The 18887-nt window shown below is 53.3% G+C and carries 17 protein-coding genes; 3 read left to right on the top strand and 14 right to left on the bottom strand.

Annotation, left to right across the window (positions count from 1 at the left end):
* The first annotated feature begins 26 nt into the window (after positions 1 to 26).
* Positions 27 to 710: a transcriptional repressor LexA gene (gene lexA / locus ACFQDM_RS17975; protein WP_377381689.1), complete on the top strand. Its 684-nt coding sequence runs from the start codon at positions 27 to 29 to the stop codon at positions 708 to 710.
* Here lexA and ACFQDM_RS17970 read toward each other — a convergent pair.
* Positions 707 to 2626: a ComEC/Rec2 family competence protein gene (locus tag ACFQDM_RS17970; RefSeq protein WP_377382501.1), complete on the bottom strand. Its 1920-nt coding sequence runs from the start codon at positions 2624 to 2626 to the stop codon at positions 707 to 709. The genes lexA and ACFQDM_RS17970 overlap by 4 nt on opposite strands.
* Before the next feature lie 163 nt (positions 2627 to 2789).
* Between ACFQDM_RS17970 and gltX the strand changes: the two genes are divergently transcribed.
* Together gltX and gltA are read left to right on the top strand one after the other, a co-directional pair.
* Positions 2790 to 4262, top strand: coding sequence for a glutamate--tRNA ligase (gene gltX / locus ACFQDM_RS17965; protein ID WP_377381687.1), 1473 nt, complete (start codon positions 2790 to 2792; stop codon positions 4260 to 4262).
* Positions 4263 to 4279: 17 nt separating this feature from the next.
* Entirely contained in the window at positions 4280 to 5584 is a 1305-nt protein-coding gene (gene gltA, locus ACFQDM_RS17960; RefSeq protein ID WP_377381684.1) for a citrate synthase, read from the top strand.
* A 54-nt stretch (positions 5585 to 5638) separates the two neighbouring features.
* Here the strand turns inward: gltA and lpxB are convergent, their stop codons facing one another.
* The 13 genes from lpxB to tsf all read right to left on the bottom strand — a co-directional run bounded on the left by lpxB (position 5639) and on the right by tsf (position 18886).
* A complete protein-coding gene (gene lpxB, locus ACFQDM_RS17955) occupies positions 5639 to 6784 on the bottom strand; it encodes a lipid-A-disaccharide synthase (protein WP_377381681.1) in 1146 nt (381 codons plus the stop codon).
* Positions 6781 to 7623, bottom strand: a complete 843-nt coding sequence (locus ACFQDM_RS17950; RefSeq protein WP_377381678.1) for an LpxI family protein — start codon at positions 7621 to 7623, stop codon at positions 6781 to 6783. The genes lpxB and ACFQDM_RS17950 overlap by 4 nt, the downstream gene beginning before the upstream one ends.
* Positions 7623 to 8414, bottom strand: a complete 792-nt coding sequence (gene lpxA / locus ACFQDM_RS17945) for an acyl-ACP--UDP-N-acetylglucosamine O-acyltransferase (protein ID WP_377381676.1) — start codon at positions 8412 to 8414, stop codon at positions 7623 to 7625. The genes ACFQDM_RS17950 and lpxA overlap by 1 nt, the downstream gene beginning before the upstream one ends.
* A gap of 17 nt (positions 8415 to 8431) precedes the next feature.
* Positions 8432 to 9439: a UDP-3-O-(3-hydroxymyristoyl)glucosamine N-acyltransferase gene (gene lpxD, locus ACFQDM_RS17940; protein ID WP_377381672.1), complete on the bottom strand. Its 1008-nt coding sequence runs from the start codon at positions 9437 to 9439 to the stop codon at positions 8432 to 8434.
* Between the two features lie 15 nt (positions 9440 to 9454).
* A complete protein-coding gene (locus tag ACFQDM_RS17935) occupies positions 9455 to 10045 on the bottom strand; it encodes an OmpH family outer membrane protein (protein ID WP_377381669.1) in 591 nt (196 codons plus the stop codon).
* Positions 10046 to 10067: 22 nt separating this feature from the next.
* Positions 10068 to 12611, bottom strand: a complete 2544-nt coding sequence (bamA, locus tag ACFQDM_RS17930) for an outer membrane protein assembly factor BamA (RefSeq protein ID WP_377381666.1) — start codon at positions 12609 to 12611, stop codon at positions 10068 to 10070.
* A 46-nt stretch (positions 12612 to 12657) separates the two neighbouring features.
* The gene (locus tag ACFQDM_RS17925) at positions 12658 to 13812 is read right to left on the bottom strand and encodes a M50 family metallopeptidase (RefSeq protein WP_377381663.1); all 1155 of its coding nucleotides are present in this window, start codon (positions 13810 to 13812) and stop codon (positions 12658 to 12660) included.
* 5 nt (positions 13813 to 13817) lie between these two features.
* Positions 13818 to 14993: a 1-deoxy-D-xylulose-5-phosphate reductoisomerase gene (gene dxr / locus ACFQDM_RS17920; protein ID WP_377381661.1), complete on the bottom strand. Its 1176-nt coding sequence runs from the start codon at positions 14991 to 14993 to the stop codon at positions 13818 to 13820.
* Positions 14994 to 14999: 6 nt separating this feature from the next.
* On the bottom strand, positions 15000 to 15827 hold the full coding sequence (locus ACFQDM_RS17915) for a phosphatidate cytidylyltransferase (protein ID WP_377381658.1): 828 nt from the start codon (positions 15825 to 15827) through the stop codon (positions 15000 to 15002).
* On the bottom strand, positions 15824 to 16561 hold the full coding sequence (gene uppS / locus ACFQDM_RS17910; RefSeq protein ID WP_377381655.1) for a polyprenyl diphosphate synthase: 738 nt from the start codon (positions 16559 to 16561) through the stop codon (positions 15824 to 15826). The genes ACFQDM_RS17915 and uppS overlap by 4 nt, the downstream gene beginning before the upstream one ends.
* Positions 16562 to 16582: 21 nt before the next feature.
* Positions 16583 to 17149, bottom strand: coding sequence for a ribosome recycling factor (gene frr / locus ACFQDM_RS17905; protein ID WP_377381652.1), 567 nt, complete (start codon positions 17147 to 17149; stop codon positions 16583 to 16585).
* Positions 17150 to 17159: 10 nt separating this feature from the next.
* Positions 17160 to 17903 carry a UMP kinase gene (gene pyrH / locus ACFQDM_RS17900; protein WP_377381649.1) on the bottom strand — a complete coding sequence of 248 codons (744 nt, stop codon included), beginning with the start codon at positions 17901 to 17903 and terminating at the stop codon, positions 17160 to 17162.
* Positions 17904 to 17968: 65 nt separating this feature from the next.
* Entirely contained in the window at positions 17969 to 18886 is a 918-nt protein-coding gene (gene tsf / locus ACFQDM_RS17895) for a translation elongation factor Ts (protein WP_377381646.1), read from the bottom strand.
* Position 18887: the final 1 nt, after the last annotated feature.

The raw sequence follows: 18887 nt of genomic DNA, 5'->3' as shown, positions 1-18887 counted from the left end.
CGACTCAAAATGGATCGGATTGTTCTATGCTCACGGTAAAACAACGCGAACTTCTTCTATTCATTCATCAGAAGATACAAGAAACGGGGGTTTCACCTTCGTTTGATGAAATGAAGGAAGCGCTTGATCTCGCGTCGAAATCTGGCATTCACCGTCTGATTACAGCGCTCGAAGAGCGTGGATTTCTCCGCAGATTGCCCAATCGGGCGCGCGCGCTCGAGATATTGAAGCTTCCGGATGCTATGGGTGCTGGGCAGACGCCGCGCCCGTCCCGTCCCTTCAAGCCAAGCATTGTGTCGTCTGACGTGGTGCATGAACCACCTCCCGCAAACGACACCATTCCAGTTCTTGGACGCATCGCTGCAGGTGTTCCGATCGAAGCCATTCAGCATGAGGTCGACCGTATCATGCCTCCTGAAGGTATTATGGGGCGCGATCACTTCGCGCTCGAGGTTCAGGGTGAGTCCATGATAAATGCCGGTATTCTCGACGGTGATATCGTGATCTGCTCTCCAGGAGAGACAGCGACATCTGGTGACATTGTTGTCGCTCTTATTGATGAGGAAGAAGCGACCTTGAAGCGGTATCGTAAAAAAGGGGGCTCCATCGCACTGGAAGCGGCGAATCCGAATTTTGAGACACGCATTTTCGGGCCAGATCGTGTTCGCGTTCAAGGGAAATTGGTGGCGCTGGTTCGCAAGTACAATTAGCGTCGACACACAGGCCAATCATTGGACCAGGGGCGGCACCTATTCGGTGCCGCCTTTTTAATAATCAGCTTGTCGTGATCGATCCTGATATGAGCTGCACTTGCCAGCCTTACTGGTTTGTCGCCGTTCAGTGTCTTTAACACGAGGACTGTTTCATCCTGTGAGATGGAGCTTCGCTCTGCGAAGAAGGCGCGATCATAAGAGTCAAACTGACATATCTGATCACATCGAATTTCCGGATAATCGATAAAGCTGAGCGGCTTCAGGCCAGCCCCTTTGAATTCGTAGACAACAAGCTCGTTCGAAGGTTCCGTTCTTGTTAGGATATGGCCTGTTGGACTGAAAATCACCTGCGTTCGGTCCTGCGCCATCCATATGCCTGCGCCTGTGAGAGCAAGCACGGCTGCCAATTTGATCCCCTGCCATCCATGAATGATTAGCACCAGCATGCCGAACGTGATGGTGACCAGAGACAGGGCGGTAAAAGGCTTCATCACAAACAATCCTCCCGCTGCGCTATCGTCGGCAAAGAAACGTGCGAGCTTCAGAACCCACTCCAGTGAAAGTCCAAGTGCTGCCAAAGGTATCTCACCGAGCCCGAATGGCATGAAGACAACGCTCATAACTGCAAGTGGAACACTAACCAGCGTAAAAAGCGGCATGATGATGAAGTTGGCTGGAATCCCCCATGTGGCCACTCTCGAGAAGTGAAAGATTGCAAAGGGTGCTGTTGCCATGCCAGCTACAACAGACGTCAGAATAATGGGCTTAAGGAAGCCGACGATCGGATTTTGTTTGTGGCCGGCTTTGTGATCCGGTGAAACCGCGAAAACGCGTATGAGCGATCCGGCAGCCAGAAAGCTCATTTGAAACCCCGGCGAGATCACAGCCCATGGCGTCAACAATAAAACGGCAAAGACAGCCACTGCCAGTGTCTGAAATGACAGGGCTGGCTTATCAAAGAGCAGTGCCAGAAACGCGATCGCCACCATAACATAGGCGCGTTGGGCGGAGACACTTGCGCCCGATACAATAAGATAACCTGTAACACTCGTCAGGGCAGCGACAGCAGCAATCTTTTGTACCGGAAATCGAGCAGACAACGGCTCGATCAGTGCGAGTGCGCGGAAAAACAGAAAATAGAATGCGCCGCCGGCCAGCCCCATGTGCAATCCTGAGATTGCGAGCAAATGAGCCATCCCTGCAGAACGAAGTGTCTCTTCATCCTCAACAGACAGGTAACTACGATTCCCGGTCATTAGCGCTGCTGCGAGCCCTCCACCCCTCCCGGCTTTCTCATTGATGAAGCTGGCCAGTGATTGTCGAAACGCATTTGCATGATTGCGGGACGTAAGAAGGAGCTCGTTCGGTTCCTGCATGGCCCCGGGAGCGCATTGACCGAAGGTGTAACCAATACCGTCAATCCGACTGAAGAACGCATCTCGGGCGAAGTCGTATTCTCCGCTCAAGGCTGGGGCTGGCGGTGGTCCGATATTGGCATAGCAGCGAATGAAACGTCCTGGATAAAAGCCGCCGTTCTTACGCTGACTGATTCGAACCTGGCTGGGCAGTTCGTCAGGTGACATGCCCGAAATAGCGTGGATTTGGATTAGCAGACGTTCCCGGCCAGTGGCGCTACGCGAGGTTTCGACAACCCAGCCTTCCACCATCACTCGATCCAGCGCTCTGCTTAACCGATTTGGTTCAATCATATGCGTCCGTGCGGCACTGAAAAGGAAGCCAGACACGAAAAACAATGTAAACAGAACGGCGTAGAACGTACGTTCACCAAGGAGGTTGCGTCGTTGCCACATAACGGCTGCCGAGCCTGCGAATAAAAGTCCGCTGATAATAAGTACAATGGTCGCTGGTTCGGAAGATAAAGAAAAATAGGCTGCGCAGCCCGCTCCAAACATGATACTCAACCACAGCATTCGGTCGAAATAATTGGCTGATGGGACCAGATGTCGGAAAAAATCACGAAACTGGATGGCGGCTTGAAAGATAAGCCGTCTTGCATTTGACCTTTTGGTCAGCTCACGCCAAATGACGGCAGAATTCCGCTGAACGAGGATCTTCATGACGGTTACCACCCGGTTTGCCCCCTCCCCGACAGGTTTTTTGCACATTGGGGGCGCAAGAACAGCTTTATTCAACTATTTGTTTGCGCGCCATCACAATGGGCGTTTCCTTCTGCGGATTGAGGATACTGACCGCGCGCGTTCCACTCAGGAAGCAATTGACGCGATTTTAGAAGGCATGGCCTGGCTTGGACTGGAACCTGACGAGCCTCCGGTGTTTCAGAGTGAGCGGGCGGATCGGCATACGGAAGTTGCAGAAGAGCTGCTGCGTTCTGGGCGCGCCTATAAATGCTATTTCACGATGGAAGAGCTCGCCGCGCGCCGGGAAGAAGCTCAAACCATGCTAGCGGCCATCCGCGCAGGTGAATACCCGGAGGCGGAAGTCGAAGAAGCGAAAGCTCAGGCGAACAAACTGCTCGCACCATTCCGATCACCTTATCGCGATGGTGGCGATCCGCCCTATGACGCAGCCCCGTACACCGTGCGCCTGAAAGCACCCAGTGACGGTGCTATCTCACTGGAAGACGGTGTTCAGGGGCATGTCAGTATTCGGGCACAGGAAATCGACGATCTGATTCTGCTTCGCGCAGATGGAACCCCGACATACATGCTCGCTGTCGTGGTGGACGATCATGATATGGGCGTCACGCAGGTTATTCGCGGTGATGATCACCTGACGAATACATTCCGACAAATCCCGATTTATCAGGCCATGGAATGGGACATCCCGTCTTTCGCGCATATTCCACTTATTCACGGACCGGACGGTGCGAAACTTTCCAAACGCCATGGTGCGCTTGGTATCGAGGCGTATCGCGATATGGGATATTTGCCTGAAGGGCTGAAGAACTATCTGTTACGGCTGGGCTGGAGCCACGGTGACGATGAATTCATCTCTGAAGCGCAGGCGATTGAATGGTTTAATCTCGACGGCGTCAATAAAGGCGCTGCACGAATGGACTATGAGAAGCTGGGCCACATCAACGCACTTCACATCCGTCAGGCCGAACCTGAGCGTTTGAATAAGCTTGTAGTCGACACGCTCGAAAAAGAGAAATCGCTCTCTGAAGACCAGAAAGCTCGCATAAAATTGGCTTTAGGCGGCCTCTCTGAGCGAGGTCAGACCATTCCAGATATTGCAGCCGCTGCGGAATTTCTGCTAATCGAACGTCCAATTGACATCTCTGGCAAGGCACGAAAGAAGCTCAAGCCAGATTCATTGAATTATTTGAGGGAGCTTCGGAAAAACCTACATAACTTGGAGGATTGGAAACCAGATACGATCTCCGATCTGATTTCTGAGTTTTGCGATACAAACGAACTCTCGATGGGCCAGGTCGGTCCACCTTTGCGTTCGGCACTCACTGGCGGGCTTCCCGCTCCTGATATCAACCTCATCCTGTTCTGGTTGGGGAAAGACGAAGTTCTTGGTCGCATAGACGATGTTCTGTCTGCGGCCCCAAACGGATAACGAAAAGGGCACACAATATGGAAAACAAGACGAAACAAACCGGTTCTGCGACTATTTCCGTAGGCGGCAAGCAAATCGACCTGCCAGTGCTCGGTGGTACGGTTGGTCCCGACGTGATCGATGTGAAAAGCCTGCATGCTCAGACAGGTATGTTCACGCTGGATCCAGGGTTCACGTCGACAGCAAGCTGTGAGTCTCAGATTACCTACATCGACGGTGATGAAGGTACCCTCCTCTATCGTGGTTACCCGATTGACCAGCTCGCAGACAATTCCAGCTTTCTGGAAGTCTGCTATCTCCTGCTGCATGGCGAACTGCCGACAGAAACAGAGCTGAAAGACTACACGACGACCATCACGCACCACACCATGCTGCATACGCAGTTTGATCGCTTCTTCGAAGGCTACCGTCGTGATGCGCACCCAATGGCGGTGATGGTTGGTACAGTCGGCGCCCTGTCTGCTTTCTACCATGACTCGACGGACATTGATGATCCGATGCAGCGTATGATCGCGACGCATCGCCTGATCGCAAAAATGCCAACTATCGCTGCACGCGCACATAAATACTCAGTTGGTCAGCCATTCGTCAGCCCGCGAAATGATCTGAGCTATTCTGAGAACTTCTTGCGCATGTGTTTTGCGGTTCCTGCGGAAGACTATGAGGTCAATCCGGTTCTCGCGCGCGCAATGGACAAGATTTTCATTTTGCACGCTGACCACGAACAGAATGCATCGACATCGACAGTTCGTCTGGCTGGTTCATCGGGCGCGAACCCATTTGCATGTATCGCAGCAGGCATTGCTTGCCTGTGGGGCCCGAGCCATGGCGGTGCAAACGAAGCGGCTTTGAATATGCTCCGTGAGATCGGCAGCGTCGATAAGATCCCGGAATACGTGAAGCGCGCGAAAGACAAGAGCGATCCATTCCGTCTGATGGGTTTTGGTCACCGTGTTTACAAGAACTATGACCCGCGTGCGAAGGTCATGCAGAAGACATGCCACGAAGTGCTTGATGAGCTCGACAAACGTGATGAGCCACTGCTGCAGGTGGCTATGGAACTCGAGCGAATTGCACTGGAAGACGAATATTTCGTAGAGAAGAAGCTGTATCCAAACATCGACTTCTACTCTGGCATCACTCTGAACGCACTCGGTTTCCCGACAGAGATGTACACAGTTCTGTTCGCTCTGGCGCGTACCGTTGGCTGGATTGCTCAGTGGGAAGAAATGACAACAGACCCAACACAGCGTATCGGTCGTCCTCGTCAGATCTACACCGGCGCTGCACAACGCGATTATGTGCCACTCGATAAGCGTTAATTCTACGCATCTCTAAACGGAAAAAGGGCGCCAGATTGGCGCCCTTTTTTGTGCTCAGCTGATTTGGTCGAGAATGCTTTTGGCCGCTATTTCATCGGCCGGAGCGTCATCCCAGCCCATTTTGTCGAGGGCCTTTTTGAGATCACGCTTTTGAACACCTCTTTGTTCTTCACTCTCAAGATACGCGCGGGCACAAGTCGCCATATCATGCGCAACCAGATCTCCTTGCAGAAACTCGGGGATGGCCTCTCGATCCAGCGCAATATTGATGAGCGAGGCGTATTGAATTTTCAGAAGGAACGCCTTGGCAATCGTCCAGGTCAGCCACCCCATCTTATAACCGACCAGCATCGGCGTACCCTGTGCCGCAACTTCTGTGGTCACTGTACCTGAGCATGCAAGCGCAAAGGTGGAGGCAGCCATGAGATCAGCTTTCCTTTCAAGGTCGCTGAAAAATATGGTGTTATTGGGCCAGATGAGTTCCTGGGATTTTAGCGCGGCTTCAGCAGAGTGAGCAACAAGGACGTAGGTTTTAACCTGACATTCTTCAGACGTCAGGCAAGCTGCTCGTGCGAGCTCCGGAGCGACTTTTTTGATTTCTGACGACCGACTTCCTGGCAGCACAAGAAGAACCTTCTCGTCTGGCTCCAAGCCCTCTTCCTGCCGGAAACGTTGAGGATTTCCCTTTGGCAGTCTGTGCAGGGCTGGATTGCCAATGACTGTGCATGGCAGATTGTAAGGTTCGTAGAAAGGGACTTCAAATGCGTGGATGCACAGAAGGTGATCGACGCAATCCGAGAGTGTCTTGGCTCGCCCGGGGCGCGTTGCCCAAACCTGCGGACCGATCAGCTTGATGACTTTGATATGAGGCGCCTGCTTTTTCAGGCGTTGCGCAACTCGGATTGAGAAACCCCATGAATCGACGAGGACCACCGCCCTTGGGTTCTCATCGATAATGAATGCAACAGTCTCATCCGCAATGCGGATAACCTCTTTGTAGATCTTAAGGCCTTCAATCAGACCAACCACGCCAAGTGGAGACACATCGATTGGGGACGTAAGTCCGACGTCGTGTAGACCGTCTCCGCCGACAGCGGCGATAAGACAGTCAGGTGCATGTTTTCTGATTTCACGAATGACATCCACTGACATTTCATCGCCGGACGCTTCGGCCGATACAAAGATCAGATCCACACTCATGGCATACCGCCATCCGGACGGAGAACAACGATCGTCATGTCATAAGCGTTGGCTAGATCGATCATTTCTGTCTGATTGACAAGCAAGGCACCGTCTTCGACCAGTGCAAGGGTTGAGAGGCCTGCTTCGGCTGCACGTCGAACGGTTTCACACCCTGCAGTCGGAAGGTCGATCCTGGCTTCCTGAATTGGCTTGGGGCGTTTTAATAGCACGCCGCATCGAAAATCCTCTGTGCCTCTGATGGCATCCGGAAGGCGCGCCACGCGTTTCAGCATTTCGTCGGTGCCTTCCTGTGCCTCCACAGCTAGCACCAGCCCGCGTGCAACGACAGCGCCCTGTCCGATGTCGAGACGCCCGATCTCTCCGGCGACGTCGAACGCACGCTGGATGTCCTGCAGATCCGTCTCGTTTGGTGGGCGCTGTGTCAGCAGGCCAGCAGGGCTGTTTAGGTTCTTCAGCAGTTCCTGAGCACCTATGACCGCAAAGCCTTCCTTCTCGAAGCATTCGATCACTGTTCGCAAAAGTGCATCATCACCCTTGCTTGCCGCCCGTATAACCTTCGGAAGGATCGACATGCCTTTCAGGTCCGGTTTCAGATTTGAAAAATCCGGACGCTTCACATTACCAATGAACGAAATTGTATCACATTGCGCCGATCGGAATGCCTTTATTTGCGCGCCAAATTCAGCGATTCCGCAAACCTGATGCGGATATGCGTTCATCCAGTCTTCTTCGAAGCCTCGAATGGCAACGATAAAGATGCTGTCTCCGGATGCGACGGTATGTTCGGCAATGGTTTTCGGTATTTCGCCACTTCCGGCGAGCAAGCCCAGCTTCATTACCCTTTACGCGCGCCGCAGAGTGGACGGCCTCCCCGTTCAGAATCGATAAAGGCTAAAACAGCATCAATATGCGGATCCGATGGTTTCTCCCGCAAGGCAGCGAGCCTTTCTGCGAATGTACCCTTCCCAGCGAAAAGATGCATTACGCTGCGGTGGATGTGACGCACATCCTGCTTGTTGAAGCCGCGTCGCTGCAGCCCCGTCATATTGACCGAAGCAATGCCTGCCGGCTGTCCGGAGGCCATCGCAAATGGAGGTACATCGCCGACCAGAACTGCGCCGCCCGCAACGAATGCGTGATCTCCGATCCAACTCTTCTGGTGAATGAGCGCACCACCGCCTGTCCAGACCTGAAAACCAAGATGGGTCTCGCCGCCTATGGCTGTGTTGTTCGCCAGAACACATTTGTCGCTAATGAGGCAGTCGTGACCGATATGCGAGGTCGCCATGAAATAGCAGTCATTGCCGATCCGGGTAGGATGCGATTTGTCTGGTGACGCGCCGTGGACCGTGACGTGCTCTCGAAACACGTTGCGATCTCCAATCTCAACACGGTGGGGAACATCCTTGTTGCCAAGTATTTGTCCACGTTCCCCAATAACGGAGAACGGAAAAAACTCGCAGTCGGCTCCAATTGTGGTGTCCCCGGTGACGATAACATTCGCGCGCAGTTTCGTGTTTGCGCCGATTGTGACCTGCGGGCCTACCATGCAGAACGGTCCGATTTCGGCAGTTTCCGCTATCTGGGCGCCGTCTTCGATCAATGCAGTGGGATGAATTTGGGCCATTTGCGTATATCGCTTCGTTATTTCGGTTTCTTCTTAAGAGCGTTCCGGGACAGCCAGGCCACTTCCCGCATCCATTGTGTTAACGGCTTGGCTGGTGAACCACCCCATGTCTCGCCTGCCGGAATATCTCGCATAATGGCAGAGTCCGCGGCGAGACGCGCACCGGCGCCTATGTGCGTGTGGTCAGCGATGCCAACGCGTCCGCCCATCATCACCCCATCTTCAACTGTCACAGAGCCAGATAGGCCTGCAAATGCAGCCAGTACACAATTACGTCCGAGAACGACATTGTGAGCAATCTGGGCGAAGTTGTCGATACGTGTGCCTTCACCGACCACGGTGTCATCAAACGCTCCTCGGTCTACACAGACGCAAGAGCCGATCGACACGAAATCCTGAATGACGACCCGGCCGAAATGCGGCGCCTGCATGAGGCCCGTTGGCCCCTGCACCACACCGAACCCAGTGCCGCCAATTGTACTATTTGCCTTGATCGTCACGTTATTGCCGATCAGAGCAGACTCGATCACGGTATTTGCGCCGATTGTACAGTTCGTTCCAATTCGAACACCTGGACCGATCACGGTGTTTGGGCCCAGAACGCTACCCTGTCCGATCTCAACACCATCGCTGATCACGACATGTGTGCCTACTTTGACACTTGGATGCAGCTGGGCTGGGCCAAGATCGTCATAGGTGTCGCTGATCTCGCGGCGTTGCAGGAAAGACAACGCGGCTCTTGAGAACGCATAGCGAGGATTTTCACAGACAATCGCATTCATGCCGTCCGGAAGGTATTCGCGCAGCTTCTCAGTCACAAAACACGCTGTGGCTGCCGAATTGACGTTCCTCGCATGGTCCGCCTTGCCTTCCGCAAAGCAGATGGAGCCGCGCTCGGCATGTTCGGCAGCAGCCACCGTAACAACAGCGGCACTGCTATCACCAAAAACCTCGCCACCGACTAAGGTGGCGAGATCTTGCAGGGTTACATCTGAGATACGCTGATAGAAACGCAGGTCGTGCATAGATGCTGCGATCGATTAGCGTTGTTGTTGCGCCGGTTGGTCTGGAAGCGTCACGCGCGTTACCGCAATCGTTGGCGAATCCTGGTCCATTTTGGCAATGACTTCCTGTGTGATGTCCACAGAGTCATCGAACAGATAAACATCGGCAGACGTCATGACGATTTTCGCGCCCTTTTGAACGCGGATGGCTTCAGCCGCTTCGGACATTTTTTCGCCAAAGGCGCTGAGTGCAGTACGCTCTGTTGCGACGAGTTCTTTAGAGCGCTTGTCAGTTTTCTGTGCGTAAGCCTGAAGCTTGCGCGTATAAGCTTGGCCTTGTGCGACGAGTACCTGATCTGCGCGGATATCGTCCTGCGTCTTGCCTTCGATTTTCGCGTCCAGAGACGCTTTCTCAGTCTTCAACGCGTTTTGTTCTGGTTGCAGTTCAGACTGCATCGCATCGCCAATCTGGCGAACTTTTGTTTCGATGTCCTGACCGGCCTTGGAATCCTGAAGAACGGTCGCTGTATCAACCACAAGGATATCCTGAGCGAAGGAAAGCGGAGCGGCGATAAACACGCTGGCAGCCATCGAGACAGACGCTGCAATGAGTTTCAGTTTTGACATGTTAGGCAACCCTTTTGTCAATTTAGAATTGGGTGGACGTACTGAACCGGAATGTTTCTGTCCGGTCGTATTCTTCTTTGGCGAGGATCTGAGAAAAGTCGAAGCGGATCGGACCGAACGGCGAATCCCAGAAAATGCTGATACCAGCCGCCGCACGTAGCGACGTTTCATCAGCGGTTTCGAGCATGGTGTAACCGGTTACGTTCCCATCGTCGTCAGTGATCTCATAGATCTGAGTTGGGGTTTTGTCCTCGTCATCCAAGAGGCCAACTGTACCAAACTCTGTAAATAGTGATGTCTTGATACCGTACTCTTCCGGCAGGAAATTCGGAACGGTCAGCTCAGCGGTACCGATGGCGTACATTTTACCACCCAGGGCGCTGTTGCGGTTCGCCCGGCGCGTATCGATGACATTCCCCTCAAGGTCATATTCCTTGAAGATGTCACGTGGTCCAATACCGGCAACATCAAAACCACGGAAACTGTTACCGCCTTTGAAGAAGCGGTTATTAATGCGCAGATCATCGTCGTTGAACGCACTGACATAACCACCAGCAAGTTTCAGCGATGCGATGAAGTCACGCCAGATGCCGCGATACACCGTACCCACGGCTTCTGTACGCAGGTAGAAAACATCACCGCCGAGACCAGACGCTTCCTGGCTGAAACCAAGCTCAAAGCCGCGTGTTGGACGGATCGGATCATTACGCTTGTCCCAGGACAGGCTGTAACCGACGATAGATGAAATATCACGGCGCTCCTGACGGCACAGCGAACTCCGGTCGAAGTTTGCAATGTCGCACTGGTCAACGATTGCACCACCCGTCGGAACGTTCTCTTCAATCGGGTCGATGGAGATGACGTAATAAGGGAAGTTTGGATCGCGAACGATATTGCCGTTTGCATCAATCACGACATCGCGGTCACGAACCTGAACGTCATCCTGACGAAGCGTGTAGCGCAGGCTGAGGCTACTGTTCTCGGTCAGCGGAAATCCCAGTCGAAGGCCTGCACCAATGGTTTCGGTTTCATAATCGGCAATGTCCAGGAAGTCGGTGCGCGTTGAGAAGACATCAACACCAGCAACAAGATTGCGGTCTAGGAAACGCGGTTCAGAGAAGCGTAGGTCGACCGTTTGCTGACGGGAACTGGTCTGGATGCGACCACGAACAAACTGACCGCGACCGCGATAGTTGCGCTCTGTCAGGTTCAGGTCGAGCAGGAAGGAGTCTACGGAGGAAAATCCAGCAGCGAACGAGACTTCACCCGTCGGCTGTTCTTCCACTTTTACGTCAACTTCAGTCCGATCTGGCAGAGAGCCAGGTGTTTCCGTGATTTCAACATCTTTAAAGAAGCCGAGCGCGCGAATGCGATTGCGAGACTGGTCGATAAGCACGCGGTTGAATGCGTCACCTTCTGAAATGCGAAGCTCACGTCGGATCACGCGGTCAAGCGTGCGCGTATTGCCCACAATATTGATGCGCTCGATGTAAACACGCGGGCCTTCATCGATCGCGAAGGTCACATTTACTTTCCGGGTTTCCGGGTCGCGGTCCACACGTGGACGCACATCAACGAATGCATAGCCAGCAATACCGGCCGCAAATGTCAGTGAGTCGACAGTGTTCTCAATCAGATCACCCTGAAACTGCTCGCCTTCCCGAATAGGAATGATCGCTTCCAGGGCTTCGGCATTGAGTTTGTCCAGCGCTGTTTCGACCTTGATCTCACCGAAGTCATAGACCTCACCCTCATCAATCGTGAAGGTGATGTAGAAGTCTTTCTGATCTGGGGTCAGTTCAGCAACAGCGGAAACCACACGGAAGTCCGCATAACCACGGTTGGCATAGAACTGGCGAAGCAGTTCACGGTCATATTCGAGCCGGTCCGGGTCATAGTTGTCGTTGGAACTGAAGAAGCGCCAGAAACGGGACTGTTTCGTGACAACTTCGCTGCGAAGGCGCTTGTCTGAAAACGCTTCATTGCCAATGAAGTTGATCGAGCGAACACCTGTGACCGGACCTTCGGCGATCTCGAAAATCAGATCAACGCGGTTTTGATCCAGTGGCTTGTATTGTGGTGTCACATTGACTGAAAAACGCCCGGCCCGGCGATAAACTTCAAGAATCCGCTGCACGTCTGCCTGAACGCGCGCGGCCGTGAATACGCCTCGCGGTGAAGCCTGAATCTCTTCTCGCAGCTTGTCATCATCAACCGCTCGGTTTCCTTCGAACAGGACCTGGTTGATGATCGGGTTTTCAACGACCTGAACAACAAGATTATCTTCGTTTCGGGCGATCACAACGTCGGCAAAAAGACCCGTCGCAAACAGTGTCTTCAGAGAGAGGTCGACACGCTCCGGGTCGAACGGCATTCCCGGCTCGAGCAGAAGGTAGGATTCGATCGTCCGCGCTTCGATACGCTCATTACCCTGAACGATAACGCGACGAATCGGATCCGTTTCCGATTGTTGTGCAATGGCATTAAGCGCAAATGGCCCACTCAGACATGTCGTCCCCATTAATACCGACGATAGAGCCACCGCGCTGGCCAGAACTGATCGCATTAGTTCACCCGTTCACTACAAATCTCAATTCTTCACAGGTTACAGACTACAACCCGCGAAAAACCTCAAGAAGCCCCGTCTCTTGAAAGTCGCCGATGGTGATGAAAAGCGCCATCATTGCAAGAAACGCAAGCGTTAAAGTCATGCTGACTGCTTCTATCCGTTCGGACGGCAATCGCCCAGTTAATGCTTCGTAAGCGTGGAAGACCAATCGTCCTCCATCCAGAATCGGCAATGGCAGCAAGTTGAAGAACCCAACGGCCACAGAAATATAAGCGATGAGCTGAAGCATACTCATCCCGGCAACGTATAGCCTCTGCATAAAGGAAATCTGCTCGATTTCCAGTGAAGCCTTTGCAGTTGTTCCAACTGTGTTGGCAATGCCAACCGGCCCGGACAAGCTTTGAATTGATTCTTTACCCGTTACGATTCTTCCGAGCATCCGTATCGACGTCGCAACCGCATTGTAGGTCTCTCGTGCGCCGTACCCGATCGCTGCAACTGGATTCAAGCGATTTCGGTCAACCAGCGTCGGTCGATATTCTATCCCGAGTTTTCCGGTCTGCTGCTTTATACCAACCCCATTATCCATCTCCGCGCGTTTGGGTGTGGCTGTTATTGCGAGTGGTGCGCCGTCACGCTCGACAACGAACCGAACGGGATCACCGGAAGACAGTTTAATCTCTTGCTGAAAGCGATCCTGCTTGTTCGCTTCTCGTCCATTCACTTCAAGGAAGATATCACCAGGAAGCAAACCGGCTTCTTGGGCAGCACTGTTTTCTTCGACATTGGTGATCTGGATCTGAACAAGCGGATCACCAAGTGTCATGCCAAAGCCTGCAAAGACGGCGATCGCCAGAATGAAATTCGCCAGTGGGCCCGCAACAGCAATCACTGCGCGTTTCCAGACGTTCAACCCACTGACCTGAACACCGGCCGCATTGCGTTTTTCAAGTTCGGGGTCATCGTCATCAAACCAGCTTACAAAACCGCCAAGTGGAAGCGCGCTGATTTTCCAGTCAGTCCCGCGCTTGTCCCGTAGGGAGAGAAGTTGCGGACCAAATCCGATGGAATAGGATTTAATGGCAGAGTTGAACGCTCTGCCCGCCCAGTAATGGCCGAGTTCGTGAATAATGATCACCACCGAAATCACAATGATCGGCGTCAGCAGATAGATCAGTGTCAGAACTGGTAGCGACATTAAATTTAAAGCCCAAGCAATGACGTGCTCACATGATCAGAAACGCGTTTCGTCACATGCAGAACATCGTCAGTAGAAGTGATGGATGGTGGCATTTCAGGGTTGGTGCTGTCTAGCGCCCAGTCCATTGCAAGTCGGACATGTTTGGCGATGTCCAGAAATCCGCACTTGCTGTCCAGGAACAGGAGTCCAGCAGCTTCGTTGGCGGCATTATAAACACAGGTGCCGAGTGGCCCCTCCCGGCTAGCAGCTCGCGCAATCTCGAGAGCTGGAAAACGTTCGGTATCCGGTTCCTCGAAATCCAGTCTGGACAGAGCGGCGAGATCCAATCGCTTCACGGTCGTTTCAACACGGTTTGGCCAGCCGAGCGCATAGGAAATCGGCGTACGCATGTCAGGATCACCCATCTGCGCAAGCACCGATCCGTCTTTATACGCCACCAGAGAGTGGATGATGGACTGCGGGTGAATAAGAACGTCGATACGGTCTTCCGGCAATTCAAAGAGATATGCCGCTTCGATGAGTTCCAGGCCTTTGTTCATCATGGTGGCGCTATCGAGCGAGTTCTTGGCACCCATGGACCAGTTTGGATGGTTTAGCGCCATAGCAGGTGTTGCAGCCCGCATCTCTTTCAGCGGAGTCGTGCGGAAGGGGCCGCCGGAAGCTGTCAGCGTCATCCGCTCAACGGCATTGGACTGGTCCAGAACCTGAAATATCGCATTGTGTTCAGAGTCGACCGGAATGATCTCAACGCCGAGTGCTTTCGCTTTTGCCAGGATGATCGGACCCGCGCACACCATGGTTTCCTTGTTAGCGAGCAAGATTGTGTTCCCGGCTTCCAGTGCTGCAAGCGTAGGGCGCAGGCCTGCTGTGCCTGATATGGCCGCCATGCAGCGATCCACAGGACGCGCAGCGCCATCCAGAACAGCATCGAGCCCCGCTGCGCAGCTAATGTTCGTGCCAGCAAGGTTTGCCTGCAATGTCTGGTACTGCCCCGGATCGCTCACAACAGCGTGTTTCGCGTTCACCGCTATTGCTTGTTTGGCGAGCATTTCGGCATTGCTGCCAGCAATTAGCGTGTCGATGTCAAAGCTTCCGGGATGAAGTGAGTTTGTGTGTGAAATCACATCGAGCGTGGAGACTCCAATTGAGCCTGTCGAGCCAAGGACGGTAATTTTCATACGCAACTAACCTAGCAAAGCCTGCGGGAAATCGACCACCAGCCAGCTGGTAGCACTCGTCGTGATAAGCACTGCAGAAAAGGAATCAAGACGATCAAGCAATCCGCCATGTCCAGGGATGAGTGAACTTGAGTCTTTTACGTCGAAACGACGCTTCCAATAAGATTGGATCAGATCGCCGAGTTGAGCGACCATGCTGATGAGCGCAGCATAAGGCGCCCAAAGCAAGAGAGAGGCACCAAAAAGCCCCGCGAGTAGTGCCCCGATCAGGACGGTACAAATCACGGCGCCTGCTGCACCCGACCAGGTTTTATTCGGGCTGCCCTGTGGTGCAAGCTTGGGACCGCCAAAGCCTCTGCCGGCAAAATAGGCAAAGATATCTGTCGACCATACGCAAACCATGATGGCGAGCGTCAATTGCAATCCGCCTGAAACGCCGTTCCTTAGCAAAAGAAGTGATAACAAGGCAGCATTGATGACGACAAAACCTGCGACGAGCCATCCGCACTTCGGCGTCCGATTCAGGCAAAGATAAAAGCCAAGCAAAACGCTACTAAGACCGGCCACCATAAAGCCGACGGATATACCGAGCAGACTCGCTAGGCAGTTCAATGTGATCAGAACGCCGCCAACGAACTGTAACTCTCGTCTCGAAGTGCGACTGCTGACGGTCTGATACTCCAGCCACATGCCGATGCCGCAAGCGACACACGCCAGGACCAGTATTATACCGCCGGCAGATACGACCACCAAACCTGCCGGGATCATCACCACGGCAGATAGGATGCGCATGAACAGCGCATCTTTTGATTTTCCAGGATTGTTGCGTGTCATCTGGAAGCGGCGCTCTCGGTCGCTAGCCCGCCAAATCGTCGATCTCTGGATCGATAGGTTTTTAGTGCCTCGTCCAGTTGATCTTCGCCAAAATCAGGCCAGAGACAGTCCATGAAGACAAGCTCGCTATATGCGATTTGCCACAGCATGAAATTGCTGATTCGGAATTCGCCACTGGTTCTGATGAGAAGTTCTGGGTCTGGAATGTCGCCAAACCAAAGCGCTTGTTCGAAATGCTCAAGCGTAATGTCGTCTGACGTTAGTTCGCCGCGCTCGCAGGATCGGGCCAGCGTTTTGCAGGCAGTCAAAATTTCGTCCTGACCACCATAGTTGAACGCGATGTTGAGCTGAAAGCGACTATTCTGCGCCGTCAAAGTTTCTGATTCCTCGATCAGTGAAAGGACGTCGTCTGGTAAGCCTGCGCGCGTTCCGATCACTCGAATACGGACGCCTTCTGAATGTAGTTTTTTAAGATCCTGGCGCACATAGAGGCGAAGTAATGCGAAAAGCGATGAGACTTCGGTGGCAGGTCGTTTCCAGTTTTCAGTTGAAAACGAAAAAACCGTCAGGTGAGATAGGTCTCGCGAGCGGCAAGCTTCGACTGTTCGGCGCAGTGCTTCGACGCCACGCTGGTGCCCCACCTCTCTTGGAAGTCCGCGTGCCTTCGCCCATCGGCCGTTACCATCCATGATGATGGCGACATGTTGAGGGTCGTGTTTCGGACCAGCGGACATCCTCAAGCTAAATCATGCAGACTAAACCTGCATGATTTCCTCTTCTTTGGCCGCGAGAGCTTCATCGACGCGTTTGACCATTTTGTCTGTTAGCTTCTGAACATCATCAGAAAACGCTTTCAGCTCGTCTTCGCTGATGTCGCCGGCTTTCTGCATTTTCTTCAGCGTATCCATACCGTCTTTCCGGACGCTGCGGATTGCGATGCGGGCTTGTTCGGCATATTTGCCGGCTACTTTGGCCAGCTCGGCGCGGCGTTCTTCGTTTAGAGGCGGAATCGGAATGCGAAGGTTCTGGCCATCAACAACAGGGTTGAGGCCCAGCCCGGATTCACGGATGGCCTTGTCTGCAGCGCCGACATTTACCTTGTCCCAGATGTTCACTGTCAGCATGCGTGGTTCTGGTACAGAAACCGAACCAACCTGGTTGAGCGGTGTCGGAGCGCCATATGCCATGACAGTAATGTTATCGAGCAAATTGACAGACGCACGACCTGTACGCAGGCCACCAAACTCACTGGACAGTGCATTCAGTGCGCCATCCATGCGGCGTTTCAGGTCGGCTTCGTCGAAATCAAGTTCTTCTGACATGTTCTGTTCCTCAGGAATTGCCGATGACCGTGCAGACGCCTTCACCGGTCAGCACTTTATTCAGCGCTCCAGGCTCATGAAGGTCAAACACGACAATCGGGATATCGCTGTCCCTTAACAGGCTGACAGCTGAAGCATCCATGACACGGAGGTCTCTGGCAAGAACCTCCTGATAATCGAGCTGGTCATAGCGGACGGCTTCGGGGTTTTTCTTCGGATCTTCAGAGTAGACACCGTCTACCTGAGTTCCCTTAAGCATGGCGTCGCAATCCATTTCCGCCGCGCGGAGCGCAGCGCCGGTATCGGTTGTAAAGTATGGATTGCCTGTACCAGCCGCAAAAATCACAATCCGTCCTTTTTCCATGTGACGGATGGCTTTGCGTCGGATGAATTGTTCGCAAACGGTTGGCATCGGAATAGCAGACTGTACCCGTGTCGGAACGCCGATCTGTTCGAGTGCAGACTGCATAGCCAGCGCATTCATGACCGTCGCTAGCATGCCCATATGGTCCGCCTGAGCGCGATCCATGCCCTGAGCGGCACCCGCCAATCCGCGGAAGATGTTTCCGCCGCCAATGACAAGACAGATTTCTGCGCCAGCCTGAGACGCCGCAGCGACCCCACGAGCGAGGTTCGCACAGGCATTCATATCGATGCCAAAGGATGAGGCGCCCATGAGCGCCTCGCCTGATATTTTCAATAATACACGTCGGAACCGGAAGTTGGTGCTAGGGGACGGTGATCCATCATCCATGTTTCGGCTCCATGCGTTATCAGGTTGTCTCTGACCAGATTCGGCCAAAGACAACCAGAGACAAATTAACCGGCTTTGGTTGCAGCAGCAACTTCAGCAGCAAAATCTGACTCTTCTTTCTCGATGCCTTCACCAAGCGTAACACGCTTAAAGCCAACGAGTTCAGTTTTCAGACCAGCAAGGAACTGCTTCACAGTTTCGTCCGGGTTCATGACAAACTGCTGCTCCACCAGAACAACTTCTTTGTAGAACTTGTTGATGCGGCCTTCGATCATCTTTTCGATCACGTTATCCGGCTTGCCGGATTCGCGCGCCTGTTCGGTAAGAACCGTACGCTCGCGTTCGACCAGTTCAGGGTCGAGCTCATCCGTCGTAGCAGCAGCTGGGCTTGTCGCTGCGATATGCATCGCAACTTTGCGGCCCGCGTCTTCCATGGTCGCAATGTCTGCGTCGCCTTTGAGGGCAACGAGAACACCGATACGGCCAAGGCCTTCTGCAGCAGCTGTGTGCATATAGCTGCTGACAGCGCCTTCTGGAGACTCGAGTTTCTCGACGCGACGAAGCGTGATGTTTTCACCAATCGTAGCGATCAGACGTGTAATCTGGTCCGCAATGGTGCCCTCGCCTTCTGTCGCAGGTGCAGCGAGCAGGCCGTCTTTCGAACCATCGGTCGTAAGAGCGGCGTTTGCGAAGCTGAGCAGAGCCTTCTGGAAACCTTCGTTGCGGGCAACGAAGTCTGTTTCAGCGTTGAGCTCGACCAGGACGCCTGTTTTCTTGTCGTCAGAAACAACAGCAGCGACGAGACCATCAGCAGCAACACGGTCAGCTTTCTTCGCAGCCTTCGAAAGACCTTTCTTGCGAAGCCAGTCAACAGCAGCTTCCATGTCGCCGTCTGTTTCGACCAGAGCTTTCTTCGCGTCCATCATGCCTGCGCCGGACTTGTCGCGAAGTTCCTTGACGAGAGAGGCTGTAATCTGAGCCATT

Origin of the sequence: Ponticaulis profundi (genome assembly GCF_042659465.1) — a bacterium.
Classification (GTDB): domain Bacteria; phylum Pseudomonadota; class Alphaproteobacteria; order Caulobacterales; family Hyphomonadaceae; genus Ponticaulis; species Ponticaulis profundi.
The sequence above is the reverse complement of the archived record's forward strand: the minus strand, read 5'-3'. Positions and strand labels throughout refer to the sequence as shown.

Bases quoted from the DNA above. Each gene is read 5' to 3' on its own strand.
- lexA (WP_377381689.1), top strand. From the start codon at position 27: ATGCTCACGGTAAAACAACGCGAACTTCTTCTATTCATTCATCAGAAG.
- ACFQDM_RS17970 (WP_377382501.1), bottom strand. From the start codon at position 2,626: ATGTTTGGAGCGGGCTGCGCAGCCTATTTTTCTTTATCTTCCGAACCA.
- gltX (WP_377381687.1), top strand. From the start codon at position 2,790: ATGACGGTTACCACCCGGTTTGCCCCCTCCCCGACAGGTTTTTTGCAC.
- gltA (WP_377381684.1), top strand. From the start codon at position 4,280: ATGGAAAACAAGACGAAACAAACCGGTTCTGCGACTATTTCCGTAGGC.
- lpxB (WP_377381681.1), bottom strand. From the start codon at position 6,784: ATGAGTGTGGATCTGATCTTTGTATCGGCCGAAGCGTCCGGCGATGAA.
- ACFQDM_RS17950 (WP_377381678.1), bottom strand. From the start codon at position 7,623: ATGAAGCTGGGCTTGCTCGCCGGAAGTGGCGAAATACCGAAAACCATT.
- lpxA (WP_377381676.1), bottom strand. From the start codon at position 8,414: ATGGCCCAAATTCATCCCACTGCATTGATCGAAGACGGCGCCCAGATA.
- lpxD (WP_377381672.1), bottom strand. From the start codon at position 9,439: ATGCACGACCTGCGTTTCTATCAGCGTATCTCAGATGTAACCCTGCAA.
- ACFQDM_RS17935 (WP_377381669.1), bottom strand. From the start codon at position 10,045: ATGTCAAAACTGAAACTCATTGCAGCGTCTGTCTCGATGGCTGCCAGC.
- bamA (WP_377381666.1), bottom strand. From the start codon at position 12,611: ATGCGATCAGTTCTGGCCAGCGCGGTGGCTCTATCGTCGGTATTAATG.
- ACFQDM_RS17925 (WP_377381663.1), bottom strand. From the start codon at position 13,812: ATGTCGCTACCAGTTCTGACACTGATCTATCTGCTGACGCCGATCATT.
- dxr (WP_377381661.1), bottom strand. From the start codon at position 14,993: ATGAAAATTACCGTCCTTGGCTCGACAGGCTCAATTGGAGTCTCCACG.
- ACFQDM_RS17915 (WP_377381658.1), bottom strand. From the start codon at position 15,827: ATGACACGCAACAATCCTGGAAAATCAAAAGATGCGCTGTTCATGCGC.
- uppS (WP_377381655.1), bottom strand. From the start codon at position 16,561: ATGTCCGCTGGTCCGAAACACGACCCTCAACATGTCGCCATCATCATG.
- frr (WP_377381652.1), bottom strand. From the start codon at position 17,149: ATGTCAGAAGAACTTGATTTCGACGAAGCCGACCTGAAACGCCGCATG.
- pyrH (WP_377381649.1), bottom strand. From the start codon at position 17,903: ATGGATGATGGATCACCGTCCCCTAGCACCAACTTCCGGTTCCGACGT.
- tsf (WP_377381646.1), bottom strand. From the start codon at position 18,886: ATGGCTCAGATTACAGCCTCTCTCGTCAAGGAACTTCGCGACAAGTCC.